The sequence below is a fragment of the Kitasatospora sp. NPDC004669 genome (genome assembly GCF_040609455.1).
GTDB lineage: Bacteria > Actinomycetota > Actinomycetes > Streptomycetales > Streptomycetaceae > Kitasatospora.
In genome coordinates, this window is the sequence record NZ_JBEXKB010000117.1 from 1 (window position 1) to 17,454 (window position 17,454).

At 70.5% G+C, this 17,454-nt stretch carries 20 protein-coding genes and 2 pseudogenes; 14 read left to right on the plus strand and 8 right to left on the minus strand.

What is annotated here, in order from left to right; all coding sequences use genetic code 11:
- The 3 genes and pseudogenes from ABZW30_RS43840 to ABZW30_RS43850 form a co-directional block, all read left to right on the plus strand.
- Nucleotides 1–224 (plus strand): annotated as a pseudogene (locus ABZW30_RS43840) (hypothetical protein); the annotation flags it as partial.
- A gap of 189 nt (nt 225–413) precedes the next feature.
- Complete coding sequence (locus ABZW30_RS43845; RefSeq protein WP_355676925.1) at nt 414–713, plus strand: hypothetical protein; 300 nt, start codon at nt 414–416, stop codon at nt 711–713.
- Between the two features lie 332 nt (nt 714–1,045).
- On the plus strand, nt 1,046–1,795 hold the full coding sequence (locus ABZW30_RS43850; protein ID WP_355676942.1) for a hypothetical protein: 750 nt from the start codon (nt 1,046–1,048) through the stop codon (nt 1,793–1,795).
- 300 nt (nt 1,796–2,095) lie between these two features.
- Here ABZW30_RS43850 and ABZW30_RS43855 read toward each other — a convergent pair whose 3' ends face one another.
- Complete coding sequence (locus ABZW30_RS43855; RefSeq protein WP_355676926.1) at nt 2,096–2,779, minus strand: replication-relaxation family protein; 684 nt, start codon at nt 2,777–2,779, stop codon at nt 2,096–2,098.
- Between the two features lie 361 nt (nt 2,780–3,140).
- Between ABZW30_RS43855 and ABZW30_RS43860 the strand changes: the two genes are divergently transcribed.
- The 3 genes from ABZW30_RS43860 (at nt 3,141) to ABZW30_RS43870 (ending at nt 5,832) form a co-directional block, all read left to right on the plus strand.
- Complete coding sequence (locus ABZW30_RS43860; RefSeq protein ID WP_355676927.1) at nt 3,141–3,860, plus strand: hypothetical protein; 720 nt, start codon at nt 3,141–3,143, stop codon at nt 3,858–3,860.
- 24 nt (nt 3,861–3,884) lie between these two features.
- A complete protein-coding gene (locus tag ABZW30_RS43865; protein WP_355676928.1) occupies nt 3,885–4,520 on the plus strand; it encodes a hypothetical protein in 636 nt (211 codons plus the stop codon).
- Between the two features lie 226 nt (nt 4,521–4,746).
- On the plus strand, nt 4,747–5,832 hold the full coding sequence (locus tag ABZW30_RS43870; RefSeq protein ID WP_355676929.1) for an integrase core domain-containing protein: 1,086 nt from the start codon (nt 4,747–4,749) through the stop codon (nt 5,830–5,832).
- Between the two features lie 45 nt (nt 5,833–5,877).
- Here the strand turns inward: ABZW30_RS43870 and ABZW30_RS43875 are convergent, their stop codons facing one another.
- Complete coding sequence (locus ABZW30_RS43875; RefSeq protein ID WP_355676944.1) at nt 5,878–6,036, minus strand: hypothetical protein; 159 nt, start codon at nt 6,034–6,036, stop codon at nt 5,878–5,880.
- Between ABZW30_RS43875 and ABZW30_RS43880 the strand changes: the two genes are divergently transcribed.
- Complete coding sequence (locus ABZW30_RS43880; protein WP_355676943.1) at nt 5,977–6,096, plus strand: hypothetical protein; 120 nt, start codon at nt 5,977–5,979, stop codon at nt 6,094–6,096. The genes ABZW30_RS43875 and ABZW30_RS43880 overlap by 60 nt on opposite strands.
- Nucleotides 6,097–6,214: 118 nt before the next feature.
- Here ABZW30_RS43880 and ABZW30_RS43885 read toward each other — a convergent pair whose 3' ends face one another.
- The gene (locus tag ABZW30_RS43885) at nt 6,215–6,382 is read right to left on the minus strand and encodes a hypothetical protein (protein ID WP_355676930.1); all 168 of its coding nucleotides are present in this window, start codon (nt 6,380–6,382) and stop codon (nt 6,215–6,217) included.
- Between the two features lie 40 nt (nt 6,383–6,422).
- A complete protein-coding gene (locus tag ABZW30_RS43890; RefSeq protein ID WP_355676931.1) occupies nt 6,423–6,914 on the minus strand; it encodes a hypothetical protein in 492 nt (163 codons plus the stop codon).
- Between the two features lie 894 nt (nt 6,915–7,808).
- Between ABZW30_RS43890 and ABZW30_RS43895 the strand changes: the two are divergent.
- The 6 genes and pseudogenes from ABZW30_RS43895 to ABZW30_RS43920 all read left to right on the plus strand — a co-directional run.
- Nucleotides 7,809–8,816 (plus strand): annotated as a pseudogene (locus ABZW30_RS43895) (IS701 family transposase); the annotation flags it as partial.
- 880 nt (nt 8,817–9,696) lie between these two features.
- Entirely contained in the window at nt 9,697–10,236 is a 540-nt protein-coding gene (locus ABZW30_RS43900) for a bacilysin biosynthesis protein BacA (protein WP_355676932.1), read from the plus strand.
- Entirely contained in the window at nt 10,233–11,501 is a 1,269-nt protein-coding gene (locus ABZW30_RS43905) for a DUF6421 family protein (protein ID WP_355676933.1), read from the plus strand. Before ABZW30_RS43900 ends, ABZW30_RS43905 begins: the two co-directional genes overlap by 4 nt.
- Nucleotides 11,498–12,523 carry a DMT family transporter gene (locus tag ABZW30_RS43910; protein WP_355676934.1) on the plus strand — a complete coding sequence of 342 codons (1,026 nt, stop codon included), beginning with the start codon at nt 11,498–11,500 and terminating at the stop codon, nt 12,521–12,523. The genes ABZW30_RS43905 and ABZW30_RS43910 overlap by 4 nt, the downstream gene beginning before the upstream one ends.
- Nucleotides 12,520–13,791: an ATP-grasp domain-containing protein gene (locus ABZW30_RS43915; RefSeq protein ID WP_355676935.1), complete on the plus strand. Its 1,272-nt coding sequence runs from the start codon at nt 12,520–12,522 to the stop codon at nt 13,789–13,791. Before ABZW30_RS43910 ends, ABZW30_RS43915 begins: the two co-directional genes overlap by 4 nt.
- Nucleotides 13,788–14,660, plus strand: coding sequence for a branched-chain amino acid aminotransferase (locus tag ABZW30_RS43920; protein WP_355676936.1), 873 nt, complete (start codon nt 13,788–13,790; stop codon nt 14,658–14,660). Before ABZW30_RS43915 ends, ABZW30_RS43920 begins: the two co-directional genes overlap by 4 nt.
- 90 nt (nt 14,661–14,750) lie before the next feature.
- Here ABZW30_RS43920 and ABZW30_RS43925 read toward each other — a convergent pair whose 3' ends face one another.
- Nucleotides 14,751–15,071, minus strand: a complete 321-nt coding sequence (locus ABZW30_RS43925; protein WP_355676937.1) for a transposase — start codon at nt 15,069–15,071, stop codon at nt 14,751–14,753.
- Between the two features lie 207 nt (nt 15,072–15,278).
- Here ABZW30_RS43925 and ABZW30_RS43930 point away from each other — a divergent pair, with 207 nt between their 5' ends.
- Nucleotides 15,279–15,527 (plus strand): hypothetical protein, encoded by a 249-nt coding sequence (locus ABZW30_RS43930; RefSeq protein WP_355676938.1) that lies wholly within the window; start codon nt 15,279–15,281, stop codon nt 15,525–15,527.
- A gap of 130 nt (nt 15,528–15,657) precedes the next feature.
- Here the strand turns inward: ABZW30_RS43930 and ABZW30_RS43935 are convergent, their stop codons facing one another.
- The 3 genes from ABZW30_RS43935 to ABZW30_RS43945 form a co-directional block, all read right to left on the minus strand.
- Nucleotides 15,658–16,389, minus strand: a complete 732-nt coding sequence (locus ABZW30_RS43935) for a hypothetical protein (protein WP_355676939.1) — start codon at nt 16,387–16,389, stop codon at nt 15,658–15,660.
- A gap of 35 nt (nt 16,390–16,424) precedes the next feature.
- Nucleotides 16,425–17,111 carry a transcriptional repressor LexA gene (lexA, locus tag ABZW30_RS43940; RefSeq protein ID WP_355676940.1) on the minus strand — a complete coding sequence of 229 codons (687 nt, stop codon included), beginning with the start codon at nt 17,109–17,111 and terminating at the stop codon, nt 16,425–16,427.
- A 112-nt stretch (nt 17,112–17,223) separates the two neighbouring features.
- Nucleotides 17,224–17,454: OB-fold nucleic acid binding domain-containing protein (locus ABZW30_RS43945; protein WP_355676941.1), on the minus strand; the 231-nt coding region annotated here is incomplete at its 5' end.

Consider the following 17,454-nt stretch of genomic DNA (forward strand, 5'->3'; position numbering starts at 1 on the left):
GAGCCGAATCCGAACCACCCGAGACGAACACCACCTACCAGGCCATCGTGAATGCCTTCAACCAGCACCCCGACCAGGCATTCCGGGCACGCGAGCTGCACGAACTCCTCGGCATGCCCACCGACGAGGCGTCCGTCAACATCACCCGCAGCCGCCTCGGACGCCTCACCCGCCAAGGCTTCCTCACCCAACCCGGACGAGGCCGCTACCAGAAACGGACTTAACGTCCACTGAACCCGGACCAGATCGCCGCTCTGTACCGGGCCCTGCGCAAGGGACGCGAGGACGCCAAGGACGAGCCTGATGCCGCCGACTTCTACTACGGCGAAATGGAAATGCGCCGACACGCGCGCCCCGCCGCCGGGAGCCCGGCCGATGGCCGCACCGGCAGGGGACGGGTCGAACGCTGCGTGTTGACCGCGTATTGGCTGGTATCCGGGTACGGGCTGCGCGCCTGGCGGGCCCTTACCTGCCTCATCGCCGTGACCGCGACGCTCGCGCTCGTGTTCCATCTGGTCGGCTTCGCCCGCCCCCCGCAGCCGGTCTCGTACCGGACCAGCCTGCTGTATGCACTCCGCGCCACCCTGTCCCTCACCGACGGCGAGGTGCAGCTCACCGCATGGGGCAAGCTGCTACAAGCCGTCCTCCGCCTCACCGGCCCGGTCCTGCTCAGCCTCGCCCTCCTGGCCCTCCGGGGCCGTGTGAAGCGGTGAGACGAAATACGTCGTCATCCCCCGATCGTGGCGCTCCAGATGATCTTGACGGTCAGCGGGCTTCCGCCACTTGATCTTGGCCGGGGCTGTCCCTGAAGAGGGTCGCCCCGGGACGCCGTTCGGAGCCGCCCGCAGGCCCAGAAGCACCCGATTGCCGAGCCGTCGCGTCACACGTTCCGTGACGACTCGGCATATACCAGTGGCCAGGCACGACACGAGGACCTGGAAGCATGCCGGCCCCAGGACCGCCGGTGGTGCTGTCAGCAATCCAACGATCGGCCTCGTGGGTGATGCGGATGGGAACTGCCGTGAGCAGGGCTGCTGTGAGCAAGATGCCGATGGTCGGCGCGTTGTTCTGGGCGATCAAGATCGTGGCGACCACCCTGGGCGAGTCGGTATCGAACTTCGTGTCGATGGCACCGCTGAACCTCGGCTACGCCACTGCCGCGATCATCTTCCTCGTGGCGTTCGGGTTCACCCTGACGGTGCAGCTGAAGATCGACCGGTTCCAGCCGGTGGTGTTCTGGTCGGTGATCCTGACCACCAGCATCGCGGGCACCGCGATGTCCGACTTCATGAACCGCACCGCAGGCCTGGGCTACGCCCGCGGCGCGACCGTGCTGACCAGCCTCCTGGTCGCCGTGCTCATCGGGTGGCGGCTGACCGGGCAGACCATGGACGTGGAACGGATCGACACCACCCAAGGCGAGATCCTGTACTGGACCGCGACCCTGGTGTCCAACACGCTGGGCACCTCCAGCGGTGACTTCCTGTCGAACGGTCTGGGCCTCGGCTTCCGCGACAGCGCTCTGCTGCTTTCCGGAGCGATGCTGCTGATCCTCGCCGCACACTATCTGACCCCGGTCTCGGGCACCGTGCTGTTCTGGGCGGCCTACGTGCTGACCCGCCCACTCGGGGCGGTCGCGGAGAACGCGGTGGAAAAGCCCGTCGCGCAGGGCGGACTCGGAGTGGGAACCACCATCACCTCCAGCGCTCTGCTCGCCGTACTGATGGTCCTGGTCGGCTACCAACTACTCAGCAACGACGAACAAACCCGCACGGCAGAAGACACTGCTCGCTAAGACGCCACCGTTCGACCCGACCGGGCCGCCACTGGCCACCGATACGGACATCCACTCACCGCCAGCACGGCTCCGCGTGCCAGCTCCGCCCAGGTTCGGTACAAGTTGCGGTGCGGGTCCGGGCAGTTTACGAGCACCGGCAGCCGGAACCGCTGCTCGCCGTCGTTCTGGAAGTCCATGAATTTCCTCCGGCGTGTTTCGTGGAATTCGCTTGGACGCTCAGAGAAAAAGTCCAGGCCGCCTTTTCGGCGGCCGGGACTGGCCTAATTTCGGGCGACACGGGGCCGCCCGAGGGCGGTGCTACAGCTCGACGTCCATCCAGGCGACGTCGTTCAGCTCGACGTCGAGGCCGCGGGCGCGGCGGCCACCGTCCTTGAAGTACTCCTCCCGCAGGGCCTCGGCGAGGATCGCTTCCTGCCGGGCCTGGGTGGCTCCGGCGTCGCGGACCACCGTGCACCACTGGCCGCGCCAGGCCTGGACCAACAGGCCGGCGACCGCCTCCTGGCGCCTCGCCAGCGCGGTGGGTCCGGCGTCGGTGACGACCAGGGCGATAGGCGGGTATCCGGCGCGGGTGTGGCCGGGGCAGGCGCGGCGCCACCAGTGCACCGTGCGGTCGGCGGGTTCCTCGTCGGCGAGGGCCGGGTCGTTGTCGCGGACCTTGGTGCGGAACAGCTCGCGGTAGGCGGTGAACTTCGCGGCGACCCGGGCCGGGGCCATGATGGAGCGGTCGACCTCGACCATCAGCACCGGCACCCCGATCTCCGGGGCCTGCCACACGCCGCCCGGGCGCACCTTGCGCTTCCTCCCGGGCAGCAGGAACTGGGTCTCCGTCGACCAGGAGCGCACGGTGCCCACGCCGCCCGCGGCCCCCGAGGCGCCGCCCCCCAGGACGAAGGCGAGAACCGTCTCGTTGACCGCCATCGCGTGCTGCGCTCCGGAGCGGCCGGCGCCCCGGGCCGTTCCGCCCATCTCCGAGCGAACCATCCCGGGCACCGCATCTGCCCGGCCGTGTCCAGCCCGGCGCCACATGAGCAGCCCGCCGTCCGACACGCAACCCGCACCTGCCCAACGCCGGCGGCGAGCGCCCGGCGCAGCTCCTCGGTCAGCGCCAGCGGTACGCCGACTGTTCCACCCGGAAAACTGCCGGGACTGGCGCTCCCGACGGAAGCCCAACGCGCCGCATAGGTCACCAAGCGCTGCGGGCTGTCTTCGAGTACCCCGCTCCCGCCCCACCTGCCCGCGGCCGACCGTGCCGTCGGGCGGATCATCCTCTCGGCCGCCCACCAGTGGCCACAGCCTCCTCGCGCAACGAGCGTAGTTCGGGGGCTCACGCAAAGGAGAAGGCATGAGTACGCAGGTGGAGCTGGTAGACGAGACCGGCACAATCAACCAGAGCGAGCTGACGAAGGTGGCGGCCGCGCTTCAGAAGCAAGCCCAGCACGACCTGGCGTCCGCCTGGGGCGTCGCCGCACAAGTAACCGCCGGCACCGGGAACGGCCAACCAGGCGTCTGGCCCATCTTCATCAGGGAGAAGTCACCTGCTGGCCTTGGTGTGCATCTCGACGACAAGACGGGCCAGCCGTTCGCGGTCATCGAGCCCGGTACCGACTGGTCGGTCACCGCCAGCCACGAACTGCTGGAGATGCTCGTCGACCCCCTCGGGAGCCGGATGGTCACCGGCCCCTCGATCGACCCGGCAGCCAACGGCCGCCCAGTCCATTACCTCGTCGAGGTAGGAGACCCCGTCGAGACACGGGAGTACGAGATCGACGGCGTCAAGGTCTCCGACTTCGTCCTGCCTGCCTTCTACCAGCGGCAGGCGCCGCCCAACGGTGGGTACGACGAACGGCAGCAGTTGAACCAGCCACTCGAGATCCTGCCGGGCGGCTACATCTCCTGGTGGGATCCCGCCGACAACAGGTGGCACCAGAAAACCCCGGACGGCACCTTCGTCACCGCCAAGGCCGAAGCCGACCTGAGCACCAGCTTCCGCGATTCCCGCGACAAGGCATTCCCCGATGACCCAGACCGCCATGACCTGCGAAAAATCCGGAAGATGCGGTAGCGAACCGACCGCCCGCAAGGGGCGATGTCGGCCGCGACGACCTTCCCCGAGGCCCGGCGCCCGGCCGCGCAGGCGCCGAGCACGGAGCAGCTCGCCGTCCGGCACGGGCGCGAGCACCTGCTCGACGTCGGCCGGATCCACGCCGCCTTCGTCGCCGACGCCCGCAAGCGCGGCGAGGCCTGCGGCCCGCTCGACCTCATCCCCTCCCCTGAGCTGACGGTCGGCGCCGGGGTGCACCGGCCCGCCGCCGATCTGGCCTACACCGCGGGCACCGGCGACGAGCGGCACCGGCTGCGGGCCTTCGTCGAACGCCACCGCCCCGGCGTCGGCGCCGAGGAGACCGCGGCGCAGCTGGCGGCCTGCGCCGCGCTGTGGGAGCAGCCGGGCCGGGACGGACGGGGTCAGGTATGGGAGCAACGCTGGAGGGCGTTCCCGCGGCTGCTGGTGATCCTGGTCGGCACCGGCGCAGCCGCGGTGCGCTCGGTGGTGGCGGACCTGCGGCTGGCCGCCGAGGAGAACCGCGCGACCGCCGAGATGCTGGCCGCCGTCCCGGCCGGGGCCGCCCGCATCGAGGACCTGGTCCATCGCGGACCCGCCGCGTCGATCTGGTACCCGATCGGCGACGGGACCCGGCGGCCGTGCGGGTGGACGGAGCTGTAGGCGGCGGGGCGGGAACCGCGAAAGGGCGGGCCGAATCCTTTCCCTGGGTCGCGCTCAATGTCAACACCGCCCACCCACTGTTCTGGTTCCTCGCCCGCTCCGGCCTGACCTCCCTGGCCGACCTGGCTGGCCAACGGCTGGCAGCAACCTGTGCCGTTCGGAAACTCATCGCTGCTGCACGGAGTGGGTCTGGCGAGCCGTCACGGCCGGCTGGAACTCTGTCCGGGTGATCGTCTCACTGGTGTACAAGGTGGCGCGGAAGCTGCTCGCGATCCCGGCGGTACTGCTGCGTCGGGATGCGGCCAAGGACGCCGAACTGCTGGTGCTGCGGCATGAGAACGCGGTGCTGCGCAGGCAGCTCACCGGACCGGTGCGGTACGAGCCGGCGGACCGGTTGTGGTTCGCGGCGCTCTCCTCACTGATCCCGCGGCGCCGGTGGGCGCTGGTGTTTCCGGTGACACCCGGCACTCTGCCGGCGTGGCACCGCCGGCTGACCGCCTGGAAGTGGGACTACGGCAGGCGCCGGAGCAGGCCCGGCAGGCCACCGACCGCGAGCGCGGTGAAGGCGCTGGTGCTGCGGCCGGCCGAAGAGAACCCACGGTGGGGCTGCCGCCGGATCCAGGGCGAACTGGTTCGCCTCGGACATCCGATCGGCTCGACGACGGTCTGGGAGATCCTGACGACGGCGGGCATCGATCCGGCCCCGCGCCGGAGCGGGCCGACGTGGCACGAGTTCCTGACCGCGCAAGCCGAGGGACTCATCGCGTGCGACTTCGTGCACATCGATCTGATCGACCTGCGCCGGGTGTACGCACTGGTGTTCCTCGAACACGGCACACGCCGACTGCACGTCACCGGGGTGACCGCCCATCCTGCGAGCCCCTGGGCGGCGCAACAGGCGAGAAACCTCGCCATCGCGCTGGGCACACGGGTCAATTCGCCGCGCTTCCCGATCCGTGACCGGCACGCGAAGTACACCGCGTCGTTCGATGCGGTCTTCGAGGCCGAGGACGTGGACGTCATCAAGACACCACCCCGTGCCCCTCGAGCGAACGCCCACTGCGAACGAGTCATCACAACCCTGCGGCACGAGGTCCTCGACCACCTGCTGACATGGAACGAGACCCACACCGGGCAGGCTCTCGACGCCTACGCCCGGCACTACAACCACCATCACCCGCACCAAGCTCGAGGCCAACTCCCTCCCCTGGCCCAAGCGCACCCAATGCCAGTGCCCACCCCGACGGCTCACCGGCTCCTGCGCACCCGGGTGCTCGACGGCGTCATCAACGAGTATCGGTACGTGGCCTGACCAGCAGCGACGAGTTTCCGAACGCCACAGGCGCCGACGGGAGGGTCAGGGAAGGAGCTCGAAGCGGGCGAGGGCGCGCGCATCCTCACCGAGGAGATCCTGCCCGTCGTGCTGCACGGGGCTGTGCCACAGGAGCAGCCGGTGGTGATCTTTGTAGCCGGGCAGGCCGGAAGCGGCAAGACGCTGGTCGTGGATTCGGTGCACGCAGCGCTCGCGGGGCGGGGCGGAGCTCCAGGACGCCGCCCCACCCGGGCACCTGGCTGACGGTGGCAGTGGGAATCCCCTTCCGACCAGCGCCGCCGTACGGCCCCCGCAGCGGAACGGCCCGGGCACGGACATGGGTGTCCGTGCCCGGGCCGGCCGTTCCGTCCGTCGCCGAGGGCTAGCGGGCGTGGCGGCGTACGAGGACCTTGAGGACCTCCCGGGCGTCGCGGCGGCGGTCGGCGCTGCGGGCGGCGACGGCGGTGACGGCCGCGGCAGTGATCGCCACGGTGTACCAGGCGGCGCCGACGGCGGTGATGAGCGCGGCGTTGTGCAGGACGGGGGACACGGTCGTTCTCCTGGTGGGCGGGGCGGTGTCGGTGGAGGTGCTACGGGCAGACGAGGTCGTGCAGCTGCGCGGCGATGGTCTCGGTGGGCAGGACGAAGGCGCCCAGGCGGTCGTCCGCGCGCACGGCGTCGAGGTCGTCGACCGTGCTGCGCAGCTTGGGGTCGGGCCGGGCGAGGTCGGTGGTGTCGCCGGGCAGGTGCTGGCTGTGCCAGGGGATGTTGAAGAGGTAGAGGTCGATCTGCGGGATGCTGGGCGGGGGCGGCGCGGTGGGGAGGGAGCGGTTCGACTGATCCGTGAGCCGGGCGGTCTCGTGGAAGTAGTGCTCGGCGTCCCTCAGCTCGCCGAGGGCGGCGTGGTGGACGTAGAGGGCGTAGGCGGCGTTGCTCTCGCCGCCGCCGGCGGCGAACTGCCACCACCACTGGGCGTTGTTGCGCTTCAGGTTGCGGGCGGCGTCGGCGAAGTGGCGGGCCTGCGGGCCGGAGGGGTCAGCGGCGGCCTCGGCCAGAAACTGCAGGAGGGCGTGGAGGGTCATCGGTCGGCCTCTCGTCCCGAAACGGCGAATCGCCCCTTCGAGGTGCGGGCAGGCCTTCCGACAGCAGCCTGCCCGCGGGTCCCGAGTCGTGGCCGGGGGTTCGGACCCATCCCGGACCTGTGAATTTCGCGGCCGGTATTTCGCGAGGCCGGGCTGGCCGGCGTCAGTACTCCAGCCGTAGATCGTGATCACGTAGCGGGCTGCTGGCAGGCAGCCCCGCCTCGTGAAGGGTCGGGTCAGCGGATCACGCCGATGTCGAGTGCCTCCATGCGATCCAGGCACCGCCCGATCTCGGTGACCAGAGCCTCGGAGCTCAGGGGGAACTCCTCTGGTCCCGTGGACAGCAGTTCCATGACGTTCCCCCCCCTCGTCCTCAAGGGAGACCCCCGCCAGCATGTCCGTTCCGCTGGCGTTGAAGCTGATGGAGAGTCGGAAGATCACCGCCGTATTGTTCGCCAGCTCGATCATCTGGCCATCGCGGTAGGACGCCTGATCCGGGTCGTCCGAGTACTGCCAGACCGGCCCCAGCGACTCGCGGCTGCGTACCGAGCCCGTCGAGGCGCGCTCCTCCCAGGCCTGTGCCAGGCCCTTCAGCTTGAAATGGGCATTTCGTAGGGCCACTGCCAGCGCAACGGCAGCCTGCCCCGAGTCATCCATCATGTCCACTCCCCGCCCGTACTCACGTCACCGCCGCGGCCCAGCTCGCCCCTCACGCCTTCGAGGGTCCGCCTCCATGGCCACAGAGGTTTCATTACCGCGCTTGCCGGGGGCCGACCCGGAGGCGGAGACGGCCACCGTTGATCATCGCCAGTTGTGTGGACAAACGAAGATCAGCCGGTGGCCGTGGGCCACAGCGTAGACCCTGCCCGCTGGCAGGCGGTATTCGAGGGCCTGATGGCCAGGGTGGCGGGCCGGTTCGCCCGGGTGGAACCACGCCGCCGGGCACGAGCGTTCGTCCTGGGCCTGCTCGCCGACCTGCCCAGGAAGAACTGCTGGACGATTGCCGAGCACACCGGGGACGCCAGCCCGGCCGGCATGCAACACCTGCTCAGCCGCGCGTCCTGGGACGCGGACCAAGTACGCGACGGCATACGGGCCTTCGTCGTCGACCACCTCGGCGACGAGGACACCGTGCTCGTCGTGGACGAGACCGGCGACCTGAAGAAGGGAGCCCACAGCGTAGGAGTCCAGCGCCAATACACGGGAACCGCGGGACGGATCGAGAACTCCCAGGTCGCCGTCTACCTCGTCTACTCCGCCAGGGCCGGGCACGCCGCCATCGACCGTCGCCTCTACATTCCCCGGTCCTGGACCCAGGACCCCGGCCGCTGCCGCGCGGCCGGCATCCCCGACGAGCTGAGGTTCGCGACCGAGCCCGCCCTCGCCACCGAGATGATCGCCCAGGCGCTGGATGCCGGTGCCCTGGCGGGATGGGTGGCCGGTGACGAGGTCTATGGCGGTGACCCACACCTGAGCGCCGAACTGGAGAGACGACGGATCGGCTACGTCCTCGCGGTCTCCCGCAAACGGCCGATCCCCACCCGGGCAGGCGTCTTCCGCGCCGGCGTCCTCGCCCACGGCCTTCCGAAACGTGCCTGGCAGCGACTGTCCGCCGGAGCCGGGGCCAAGGGCCACCGCTTCTACGACTGCGCCCAGGTCGACATCGACACACCGACGGCCGACTCCAGCTACCGGTGGCTGCTGATCCGGCGCAACCGGCGCACCGGTGAACTCGCCTTCTATCGCTGCTACTCGGCCCGCCCCGTCCCGCTGAGCTCGCTGGTCAAGGTCGCGGGGCGGCGATGGACCATAGAGGAGACCTTCCAGGCCGCCAAGGGCCTGGCCGGACTGGACGAGCACCAGGTCCGGCGCTGGAAGTCCTGGCATCGCTGGACCACCCTGATCACGCGGCTCCTGTCCCTCCATGACGCCCAGCGCGAGGGCCAGCTCGACCTGCGGCGCGGCCGCCGGCCCCGTATCAAGGGCGATGGCACCACCGGCCGCCGCCCGGTCCTCACCCTCGCCGACCGCCTCCCGGCCGTCCTGCTCCACCAGCGACAGGGCCTCCCGCAAGTCGCCGTCGCCCGGCTCTTCCAGGTCACGCCCGAAACCGTCAACCGGCGCATCCGCGACATCCGCCGGCTCCTCCAGGCTGCCGGGCACACCATCGAACCCACCGGACCCCGGCTTGCCGACCTGGACGCCCTCCGCGACCTCGCCGCAGCTCAGGGCATCACCCTTCCCGCAAAGATCAAAACAGCGAGTTAATGCTCTGCAGGCCCTAACTGAACGGCGTTGGGACTAGGTCCGGTGAAGTGATCGCCGAGCTTCAGCCAAGTCAACACTCGGCCTCCTCCACCATTGCACCACACCTCCGCCGTGCCGCCATCGCGAGTCCGCAGGCGAACAGACCTGGCTGCAGCCGGTCCTGGCGCTGCGTCATGTCCTTGCCAGAGATCATTGACCCGCCGCGGCAGTGGGTGGCAGTATCAGGAACAGAGCAGCGCCTGCGTCCCTCTGATGGGGGTATGCCGGGGGGCGCCGTGGTGATCACCGCGAGAGCGAGGCGGTCACCGCCCGCGCGGGCGCGTCAGCAACGGGGGCAGCGCTTGATCTCCTGGTTGCAGCGACACCGATTCGCGGGCTTATTCCATGCCCTCAGGCGGGGTGACGATGCGTCTCCTCGAGGCGCCCACCCGTCGTCCAGAAGCCGGATCTCGATGATCGGAAAACTCGGAAAGCCATGAACCGCACCACCGTAGGTCCAGACCACATCCGGCACATGCACACGCTCGGTCCGCACGGGACCAACCTCGAGGCAGCCTCCCACGAGTGGCTGCGCCGTCGCGGCGTCAAGGGCACCGTCGAGCTCCACCCCTCGATCGAGTCGGCCCTGGAAGCCGTCCCCGCGGACGGGCGGCACGCGCTGACCGCCTGCGCGGTCTACCCGGCCCTGCACACCCTGGTGTTCAGCAACCTGCACCGGCTGCACATGATCGACAGCTTCGTCATGCCGACGCACAACATGGTGCTCGCCTCCACCGGCACGGGTATGCCCGCCACGGTGGCCTCGCATCCCGCTCCGCGGGGTCTGGTGCCGACCGGCGCCCGGATTCGTGAGGTGCTGAGCAACTCCCAGGCGGCCCTGGACTGCGCCGCCGGCGAGGTGGAGGGCTGCATCACCACCATTGTGGCGGCCGAGCGCAACGGGCTGCGGGTCCTGAGCGACTTCGGCCCGGTGCCGATGGTCTTCACGGTGCATCAGGTCCTGGCGGTGGACGCCGAGACGCCCGCCCCGATCGCGGTGGGGGCGGGCCGATGACGGCCCGCGCACCGATCGCCCCGCAGGTCCTGGCGTACGCTGCCGAGCTGCGCGGGGCGCTGATCCCCCTGGTCGACACCTTCCGGCAGCGGCAGGCCGACGACGGGACGGTGGCCGATCCGTCGTCGGCCGACCGGCGGCTGCTCGAGCGGATCCGGGACGAGGCGAGCGCTTTCCACCGGCGACACGGCAGGCCGGAGCAGGCCGAGGCGCTGATCGCGGACGTCGACGGCTGGCTCGCGGCGGGCCTGGACACGCCACCGCACTTCGGCCGTTCCCGGGACGTGCTGCAGGCCCCCGCCGACGGGAGCACGGTCTTCTTCCTGGCGCCGTTGCAGAGCACCAACAGCGCGCCGCCGGTCGGCAAGCGCCTGGACTTCTTCTTCGCTCTGCGCAAGGAGCCCGACGCCCTGCCCGAGCTGGCGCTCAGCTACCCCCACCCCAAGAACAACTGCCAGTCGCTGATCCTGCTCGCCGGCAGCGCCGGCTTCGCACAGGGCAACTGCATCGTCTTCTTCCCGGAGAACGTGGCGGCGCACGACAAGATCACCGAGCAGCCCTACGCGATGTTCTTCTACAACAAGTTCCGCAGGATCCACGAGACATACGCCTTGCCGGGCGCCGCCGCCGTGCTGACCGCCGACTCGCTGCCCCGTGCCTCCAGCGACCTGGCGCCCGAGGTCTGCTTCGAGGCCCGGGCCATCTGGGGCTACCTGCACGACTCCATGCACTACCAGGGCCTGTGGCCGTTCGACCAGCACATATCGCTCAAGATGAACTGGTTCGTCGGCCTGCTGGAGGAGATCAAGGTCGACGCCAAGACCGCGTTGGCCTGTGCCGACGGCGGGGCGCCGTTCGCCCAGCAGCAGATCGACATGATCCTGTTGGAGCGGATCTTCCGCTACCCGCAGGCGGACGACGCGACGCGCAACTTCGACTCCGGTACCGGGGTCTTCCTCTACTCCTGGCTGCGGGAGTACGGCGCGCTGACCGGCTCGCCCGCCGAGGGTGGACTGCTGCACCTGGATCAGGACAAGGCCCTGGCGGCGCTGCGGGAGTTCGTGGCCACCGTGGAGCGCCTGGAGGCGGCGGTCGCCACCGACGACGACTACCGCGCGGCCGCCAAGGACCTGGTGCGCCGTCACCTGCCGGCTGGCGAGGCCAAGCAGCGCTATCGCTTCACCGAGGACCAGCGGGTACTGCTGCGGGCCAAGGGCGGTCTGGACCGGCTGCCGCCGCTGACCTTCGCGGAGGCGGAGTGGTGACCAGCGCGGCCGAGCCTCGTCGAGAGGGTGGGAAGCTGGTGGTGCCCGCCCTCTCGACGCTGATGGCGCTGCTGCTCGCCACTGGCTGGCTGCTCTCCGGTCACTTGGTCAGCGATGCGCCCGCGCTCGCGGTCGCGGCCGGGCGGACGGCGGCCAGCTTCGTGACCATCTCGCTGGTCGTCGCGCTGACCTCGCGCGGCCGTTCCGAGCCCGGCCGCTCCGAGCCCGGCCGCTCCGGGCGCCGCGGCTCCGACCTGCGTGCCGAGGTCCGCATAGCGGCGAGCCGCCGCAGGGCGGTCGTGCTGCTCTCCTTCCTGGGTTTCTTCGTCTACTACTCCGGCACGCTGCTGGGAACCAGTCGAATCGGGGCCTCGCAGGTCGGGCTGATCGTCTCGCTACTGCCCTGTCTGACCTTCCTGATCGGCATCGCGACCTTCGGCGAGAAGTCCACACTGCGCAAGGCGTCGGGGACCCTGCTGGCCGTCGCCGCGGCGATCGGCTACGCGGTGGCCGACGGCGCCGCGGGCGCGGAGAAGGCCGGCTCCGGCCACGGCGGGCTGGTGATCGGCGTGCTGCTCGCGCTCGGTGGCACGTTGTCCTACGCGCTCTACGGCTACGTCTACCGCTGGCGCATGCCCGACCTCTCCCCGCTGGCCTCGCTGCCGGCGATCACCGGAGGGGGCACCGTGATGCTGGGACTGGCCACCGTGCTATTCGTACCGCTGGGCGGCATCGGCCTGAGCTCCTGGGCGGGGATCGCGCTGCTCGGCGCCGTCCTGACCGCTCCGGTCTTCGTCATCTCCCACGAGCTGATCCTGCGCAAGGGACCGCTGTTCACCTCGTCCGTGGCCCTGATCGTCCCGTTTCTGGTCCGGTTGGGCGAGTGGACACTGGGGTGGGCCACCGCGCCAGGGCCGCTGGTGCTCGTGCTGATCTTCCTGTGCGCGGCCGGGGTCTGGCTCACCGTGGGTGGGCCCGCCCGGCCGGTGCTCAGGACTCGTCTGAAGCAAGGAACCCCGTGACCACCTCGCAGAGTCCGACCCTCGTCCTGGTCTACCAGCGCAGCACGCTGCCCTGGATCTTCGAGAGCGCCCAGCGGGCCGGTATCCGCCTGATCCTGGTACCCCGGCCCGACGAGGCGGTGACTGAGGATCAGCTGCCGCCCGCCGTGGTGGAACTGCTGCCACTGGACCTCGAAGCCGACCGGGCCGGCGCGCTGGCCGCGCTGCGGCGGCGGTACCAGGCTGATCCGTTCCAGGGCATCGTCACCCTCTACGACCCGGCGGTGCCGTTCGTGGCCGAAGCCGCCGAGTCGCTCGGGCTGCCCGGCATCGGCCACCGGGCCGCGGTCGGCGCGCAGGACAAGCGGGTGATGCGGGAGCGGCTGGCGGCGGCCGGGCTGAACGTGCCCGGCTTCGTGCGGCTGGACGCTCCGCAAGACTGGGCCGCCGCCGAGGCGCTGACGTTCCCGGTGGTGGTCAAACCGGCGCACGGCTTCTCCAGCCTCGGCGTGATGCGGGCCGACCGGCTCACCGACCTGAAGGCCGCTGTCGAGGAGGTCTGGCAGCTCTGCCTGAGCAAGCTCGGGCAGGTGGCGGGCCTGGTGGTCGAGGAGTACCTGGACGGCCCGGAGTTCGCCGTCGAGTCGCTCGCCCACCGCGGTGAGGTTCAGGTGCTGAGCATCGGTGACAAGGGCTGGCCCGAGGGACCCTACTTCGAGGAGAGCATCTACCGCGCGCCCGCGCTCCTGCCCGAGGAGGTGCTGCGGGATATCCGACGCGAGGTGGTGGCCGCCCACGCCGCGCTCGAGATCACCGACGGGCCCACCCACACCGAACTACGGCTGCACGGCGGCCGGCACCCCTACCTGCTGGAGATGGGGGCCCGGATCGGCGGATCCGGGGTCTCCCACTACATCGCCTCCCGGGTGACCGGGCGGGACTTCGCCGCCGACGCGCTGCGGATCGCGGCCGGTCTGCCCCCGCACGCCTTTCAGCCCGGAGGGCCGGTCGGCGAGATCGGGGCGGCGGCCAACTACATCGTGCCGTGCGGTGGTTTCGGCCGGATCGAGGCCATCCACGGGCTGGATGAGCTGCGCGCGGATCCGCGGGTCGAGCACGTGGTGCAGATGCTCTTCCCCGGCGACGTGGTCCGCCCCTACCCGGACTTCACCGGCTACCCGGCGTTCGTGCTGTCCCGACACGCCACCACCGCGGAGGCCGAGGAGTTCCACCGCTTCCTGGAAACCTCTGTTCGCATCGACTACACCGCTCTGGAGTCCGACGCATGACCTCCCTCCCGTTCGACGACCGCGACGGTGTCATCTGGCTGGACGGCGCCCTTGTCCCCTGGCGCGAGGCCCGGTTGCACGTGCTCTCGCACGGCCTGCACTACGGCGGCGGGGTCTTCGAGGGCGAGCGGGTCTACGCCGGGCAGCCCTTCAAGCTCACCGAGCACTCCCGGCGCCTGCACGCCTCGGCGCTCGAGCTGGGCTTCCGGATCCCCTTCGGCGTCGCCGAGTTGGACCAGGCCACCCGGGAGGTCGTCCGCCGGCAAGGCATCACCGACGGCTATGTCCGGCCGGTGGCCTGGCGCGGCAGTGAGCAGATCAGTGTCTCGGGAGCCGGCACCAGCGTGCACGTCGCTATCGCCGCCTGGGAGTGGCCGCACGTCTTCACCGCTGAGGCGCAGACCCGCGGCATCCGGCTGGGCACATCGCGGTGGCGCCGCCCGGCCCCCGACACCGCCCCCGTGCGGGCCAAGGCCGCCTCGCTGTACAACATCTGCACCCTGGCGCGGGACGCGGCGGAGGCGGACGGCTACGACGACGCCCTGCTGCTGGACTTCCGTGGCCAGTTGGCCGAGGCCACCGGTGCCAACCTCTTCCTGGTGATCGACGGCGAGTTGCACACCCCGATCGCCGACACCTTCCTCGATGGCATCACCCGCCAGAGCGTCATCGCGCTCGCACACGAGCTGGGCATCGCCGTCCACGAGCGCCACCTGGCGCCCGAGGAACTGGCCCGGGCCGAGGAGGTCTTCCTGACCGGAACGGCCTACGAGGTCCAGCCCGTGCGGGCGGTGGACGACCGCGAGTACCAGGTCGGCAAGGTCACCCGCGCACTGAGCGAGGCGTACCTGCGCCTGGTTCACGCCTGACCGTGCACCGGCGCCTCCGGCTCGGCCTTGGCGGCGGTGAGGATCCGCCGGACACCGTCGAGGCCGACGCCGGGCCACCCGCAGATCCGTTCAGCGGTCCAGCCGCGCCGGCCGACTCCGCGGCGAACGGGGTCCCAGGCCGGCAGGCGGTGCAGCTGCTGAGCCTGGACGATCCGCTCCAGCGAGCTCCAGCTCCAGCTCCCGGACCTGCTTGCGCAGCCGAGCGATCTCGGCGTCCTTGGCCGCATCCGCGGCGGGTTCCGGCTGTGTGGGCTGTTCCGCCTTCCCGGCGGTCTTGATCCACTGGCGCAGGGTCTCGTGGTTCACGCCCAGGTCCGAGGCAGCGCGGGAAGCACGGCCAGGTCGAGGCCGAGTTCCTCGAGCAGCCTCGTGAAGCCTGAAGGGTGTCAAAACTCCGATCAGGCCGCTGAACTGGGGGCTTCCTGCGGGCTGCGAGGTGACTGGATCGGGGCGCCGCGGTACTCGTCGAGGAGTCCGCCGAGTACTCGACGGCGCCGAATGGCTGCGGTGGGCAACGGGATGATGTCGGGTTCGTCGTCTGGGACCCGCAGACCCACTTTGTGATCAGGTCGGTCTCACGGTCTACTCTGGCTGGCCATGGGCTACGACGTGCACATCACGCGGCGTGAGAACTGGTGGGATGAAGAGGGCCAGGACATCAGCACGGCGGAATGGGAAGCGGTGGTTGCTGCCGATCCCGGTCTCGTGGTGGTTCCGATGTGGTGGAGTGTCGGGCGGATCGTGTCCAAGAACCCGAGCGATGCGGTGATCGCGAAGATGCGCGAGGTGGCGAAGGTCCTGGAAGCGAGGGTCCAGGGCGACGACGGTGAGTACTACGGCGCCTGATGCGTGCGGCCACCGCGAGATGATCAAGGGTTGTGTGGACTCTTCAAGATCGTGCGGTGGCCGCCGGCCATGGCGTAGGCCCTGCTCGATGCCGGGCGTTGTTCGACTGGGAACCCGACACCTGTCGGCGTCACAGGGCCAGTGCGGCGAAGGTCGCGTCGAGGAAGCCGTCCGGCAGGCCCGTTCCTGTCCGGGTCCAGTCGGACGGACTCACCGCCTCGGCGGCTTCCTCGACAGCCAGTCCGGCGCTCGCGGGGTCTTCTGCGGGCAGGCCCAGGGCGACCACCGCCCAGGACGCCAGAGTCTCGACCTCCAGGTACTGCCACCATTCGGCGTCGTCCCACCCCCGGCGTTCGGTGGCCTTGTCCGTCCAGGCGGTGCGGAAGAGCAAGGTGAACGCGGAGCGCGGATCGGCGCCGGAGGCCTCGACGGCGCACCGCACAGTCCGCAGGTGCTCCAACTCCGCGGCCCAGGGATGCACCGCGAAGAATTCCAGGTTGCGGCGAAGGGTGGGTCGGAACGCCCGTCCCCGGCCACGGTTCCAACGCTCGGCCGGTGCCCACAGGCCGCCCGGGCCATCGCCCAGCCGTGCGGCCCGGGCCTGTGCCGTGACATCGCCGAGCACCGCGTCACGCCATCCGAGCCCGTACGCCCTCTGAGCGGCGACGATCGCGTGGACCTGCCCGTCCGTGGCCCGCGCGTCAAGAAGCGCGTCGCCGCAGCCGTCCCACAGCACGCCGAGCGCCGCGGTCACCGCCTCCGCGCAGCGTGCGTGCAGATCACCCACGGGTACGCGGGTCCAGGGCAGCAGCGCCAGATAGGTCCTGTCCCACAACTCCCGCATGGTCATGCCCTCCGTCATCGTCCTGTCCTCGTCCCCGGCCACCATCCGGGCCCTCAGAGACGGCGTAGCACGGCGACGACCTTGCCGAGGATGGTGGCGTTGTCGCCGTTGATCGGCTCGTAGGCGGGGTTGTGGGGCATCAGCCAGACCCCGCTGTTGTCGCGCTTGAGCCGCTTGATCGTGGCTTCGCCGTCGATCATCGCGGCCACGATGTCGCCGTTCTCGGCGACCGGCTGGCGGCGCACGACGACGGTGTCCCCGTCGGTGATGGCCGCCTCGATCATGCTGTCGCCGCGCACGGTGAGCGCGAACAGCTCGCCCTCGCCGACCAGCTGGCGCGGCAACGGGAGGACGTCCTCGATGGTCTGCTCGGCCAGGATCGGGCCGCCGGCGGCGATCCGGCCGACCAGCGGCACGGGGACGGGCACGCCGGTACTCCCGGTGGTGTCGGCGGGCGCGACCTGGCGGTCGGCCCACACGCGGTAGGCACGGGGCCGGTGCGGGTCGCGGTACAAGTAGCCCTTGCGTTCCAACGCCTTCACTTGGTGGGAGACCGAGGAGGTGCTGGTCAGGCCGACGGCCTGGCCGATCTCGCGCATGGACGGCGGGTAGCCGCGGCGCTGGACGGAGTCGCGGATGACCTCGATCACCCGGCGCTGGCGCTCGGTGAGCCCTTCGGCATCGGTGCGCACGCCCTTGGGCCGACCGCTGCGGGCGCGGGTTGTCGTGGTGTCGGCCATGGTGCCCTCTCGATCGTGCGGGTGTTGACTGTATCCGGTGTCCTGCGGGTCCGTCACCGGGCTTTGGGGTTCGCTGACCTGCCCGGATGCCGGATCGGGGGCGCACGCCGGGTCATCGGAAGTCCCTGCTGCGGGCCCCGGGCGCGAGGGTGAGCGGGACGAGGCGGGTGGCGACGAGGTTGACGGCGCCGTCGCGGCGCTCGGCCGTGCCGTGGACGAGCAAGCCGGCTGACTGCAGGGCGGCACGGCGCTGGCGTTCCCATATGTGCGGCCGGCAGATCACGTTGACCAGGCCCGTTTCGTCTTCGAGGCTGAGGAAGAGCACGCCGCCGGCCGTCGGCGG

Coding starts and splice junctions, on each gene's coding strand:
- ABZW30_RS43920 (WP_355676936.1), top strand. CDS start 13,788: ATGACCTCCCTCCCGTTCGACGACCGCGACGGTGTCATCTGGCTGGAC.
- lexA (WP_355676940.1), bottom strand. CDS start 17,111: ATGGCCGACACCACGACAACCCGCGCCCGCAGCGGTCGGCCCAAGGGC.
- ABZW30_RS43865 (WP_355676928.1), top strand. CDS start 3,885: ATGTCGGCCGCGACGACCTTCCCCGAGGCCCGGCGCCCGGCCGCGCAG.
- ABZW30_RS43905 (WP_355676933.1), top strand. CDS start 10,233: ATGACGGCCCGCGCACCGATCGCCCCGCAGGTCCTGGCGTACGCTGCC.
- ABZW30_RS43890 (WP_355676931.1), bottom strand. CDS start 6,914: ATGACCCTCCACGCCCTCCTGCAGTTTCTGGCCGAGGCCGCCGCTGAC.
- ABZW30_RS43930 (WP_355676938.1), top strand. CDS start 15,279: ATGGGCTACGACGTGCACATCACGCGGCGTGAGAACTGGTGGGATGAA.
- ABZW30_RS43935 (WP_355676939.1), bottom strand. CDS start 16,389: ATGACGGAGGGCATGACCATGCGGGAGTTGTGGGACAGGACCTATCTG.
- ABZW30_RS43855 (WP_355676926.1), bottom strand. CDS start 2,779: ATGGTTCGCTCGGAGATGGGCGGAACGGCCCGGGGCGCCGGCCGCTCC.
- ABZW30_RS43850 (WP_355676942.1), top strand. CDS start 1,046: ATGCCGATGGTCGGCGCGTTGTTCTGGGCGATCAAGATCGTGGCGACC.
- ABZW30_RS43860 (WP_355676927.1), top strand. CDS start 3,141: ATGAGTACGCAGGTGGAGCTGGTAGACGAGACCGGCACAATCAACCAG.
- ABZW30_RS43900 (WP_355676932.1), top strand. CDS start 9,697: ATGCACACGCTCGGTCCGCACGGGACCAACCTCGAGGCAGCCTCCCAC.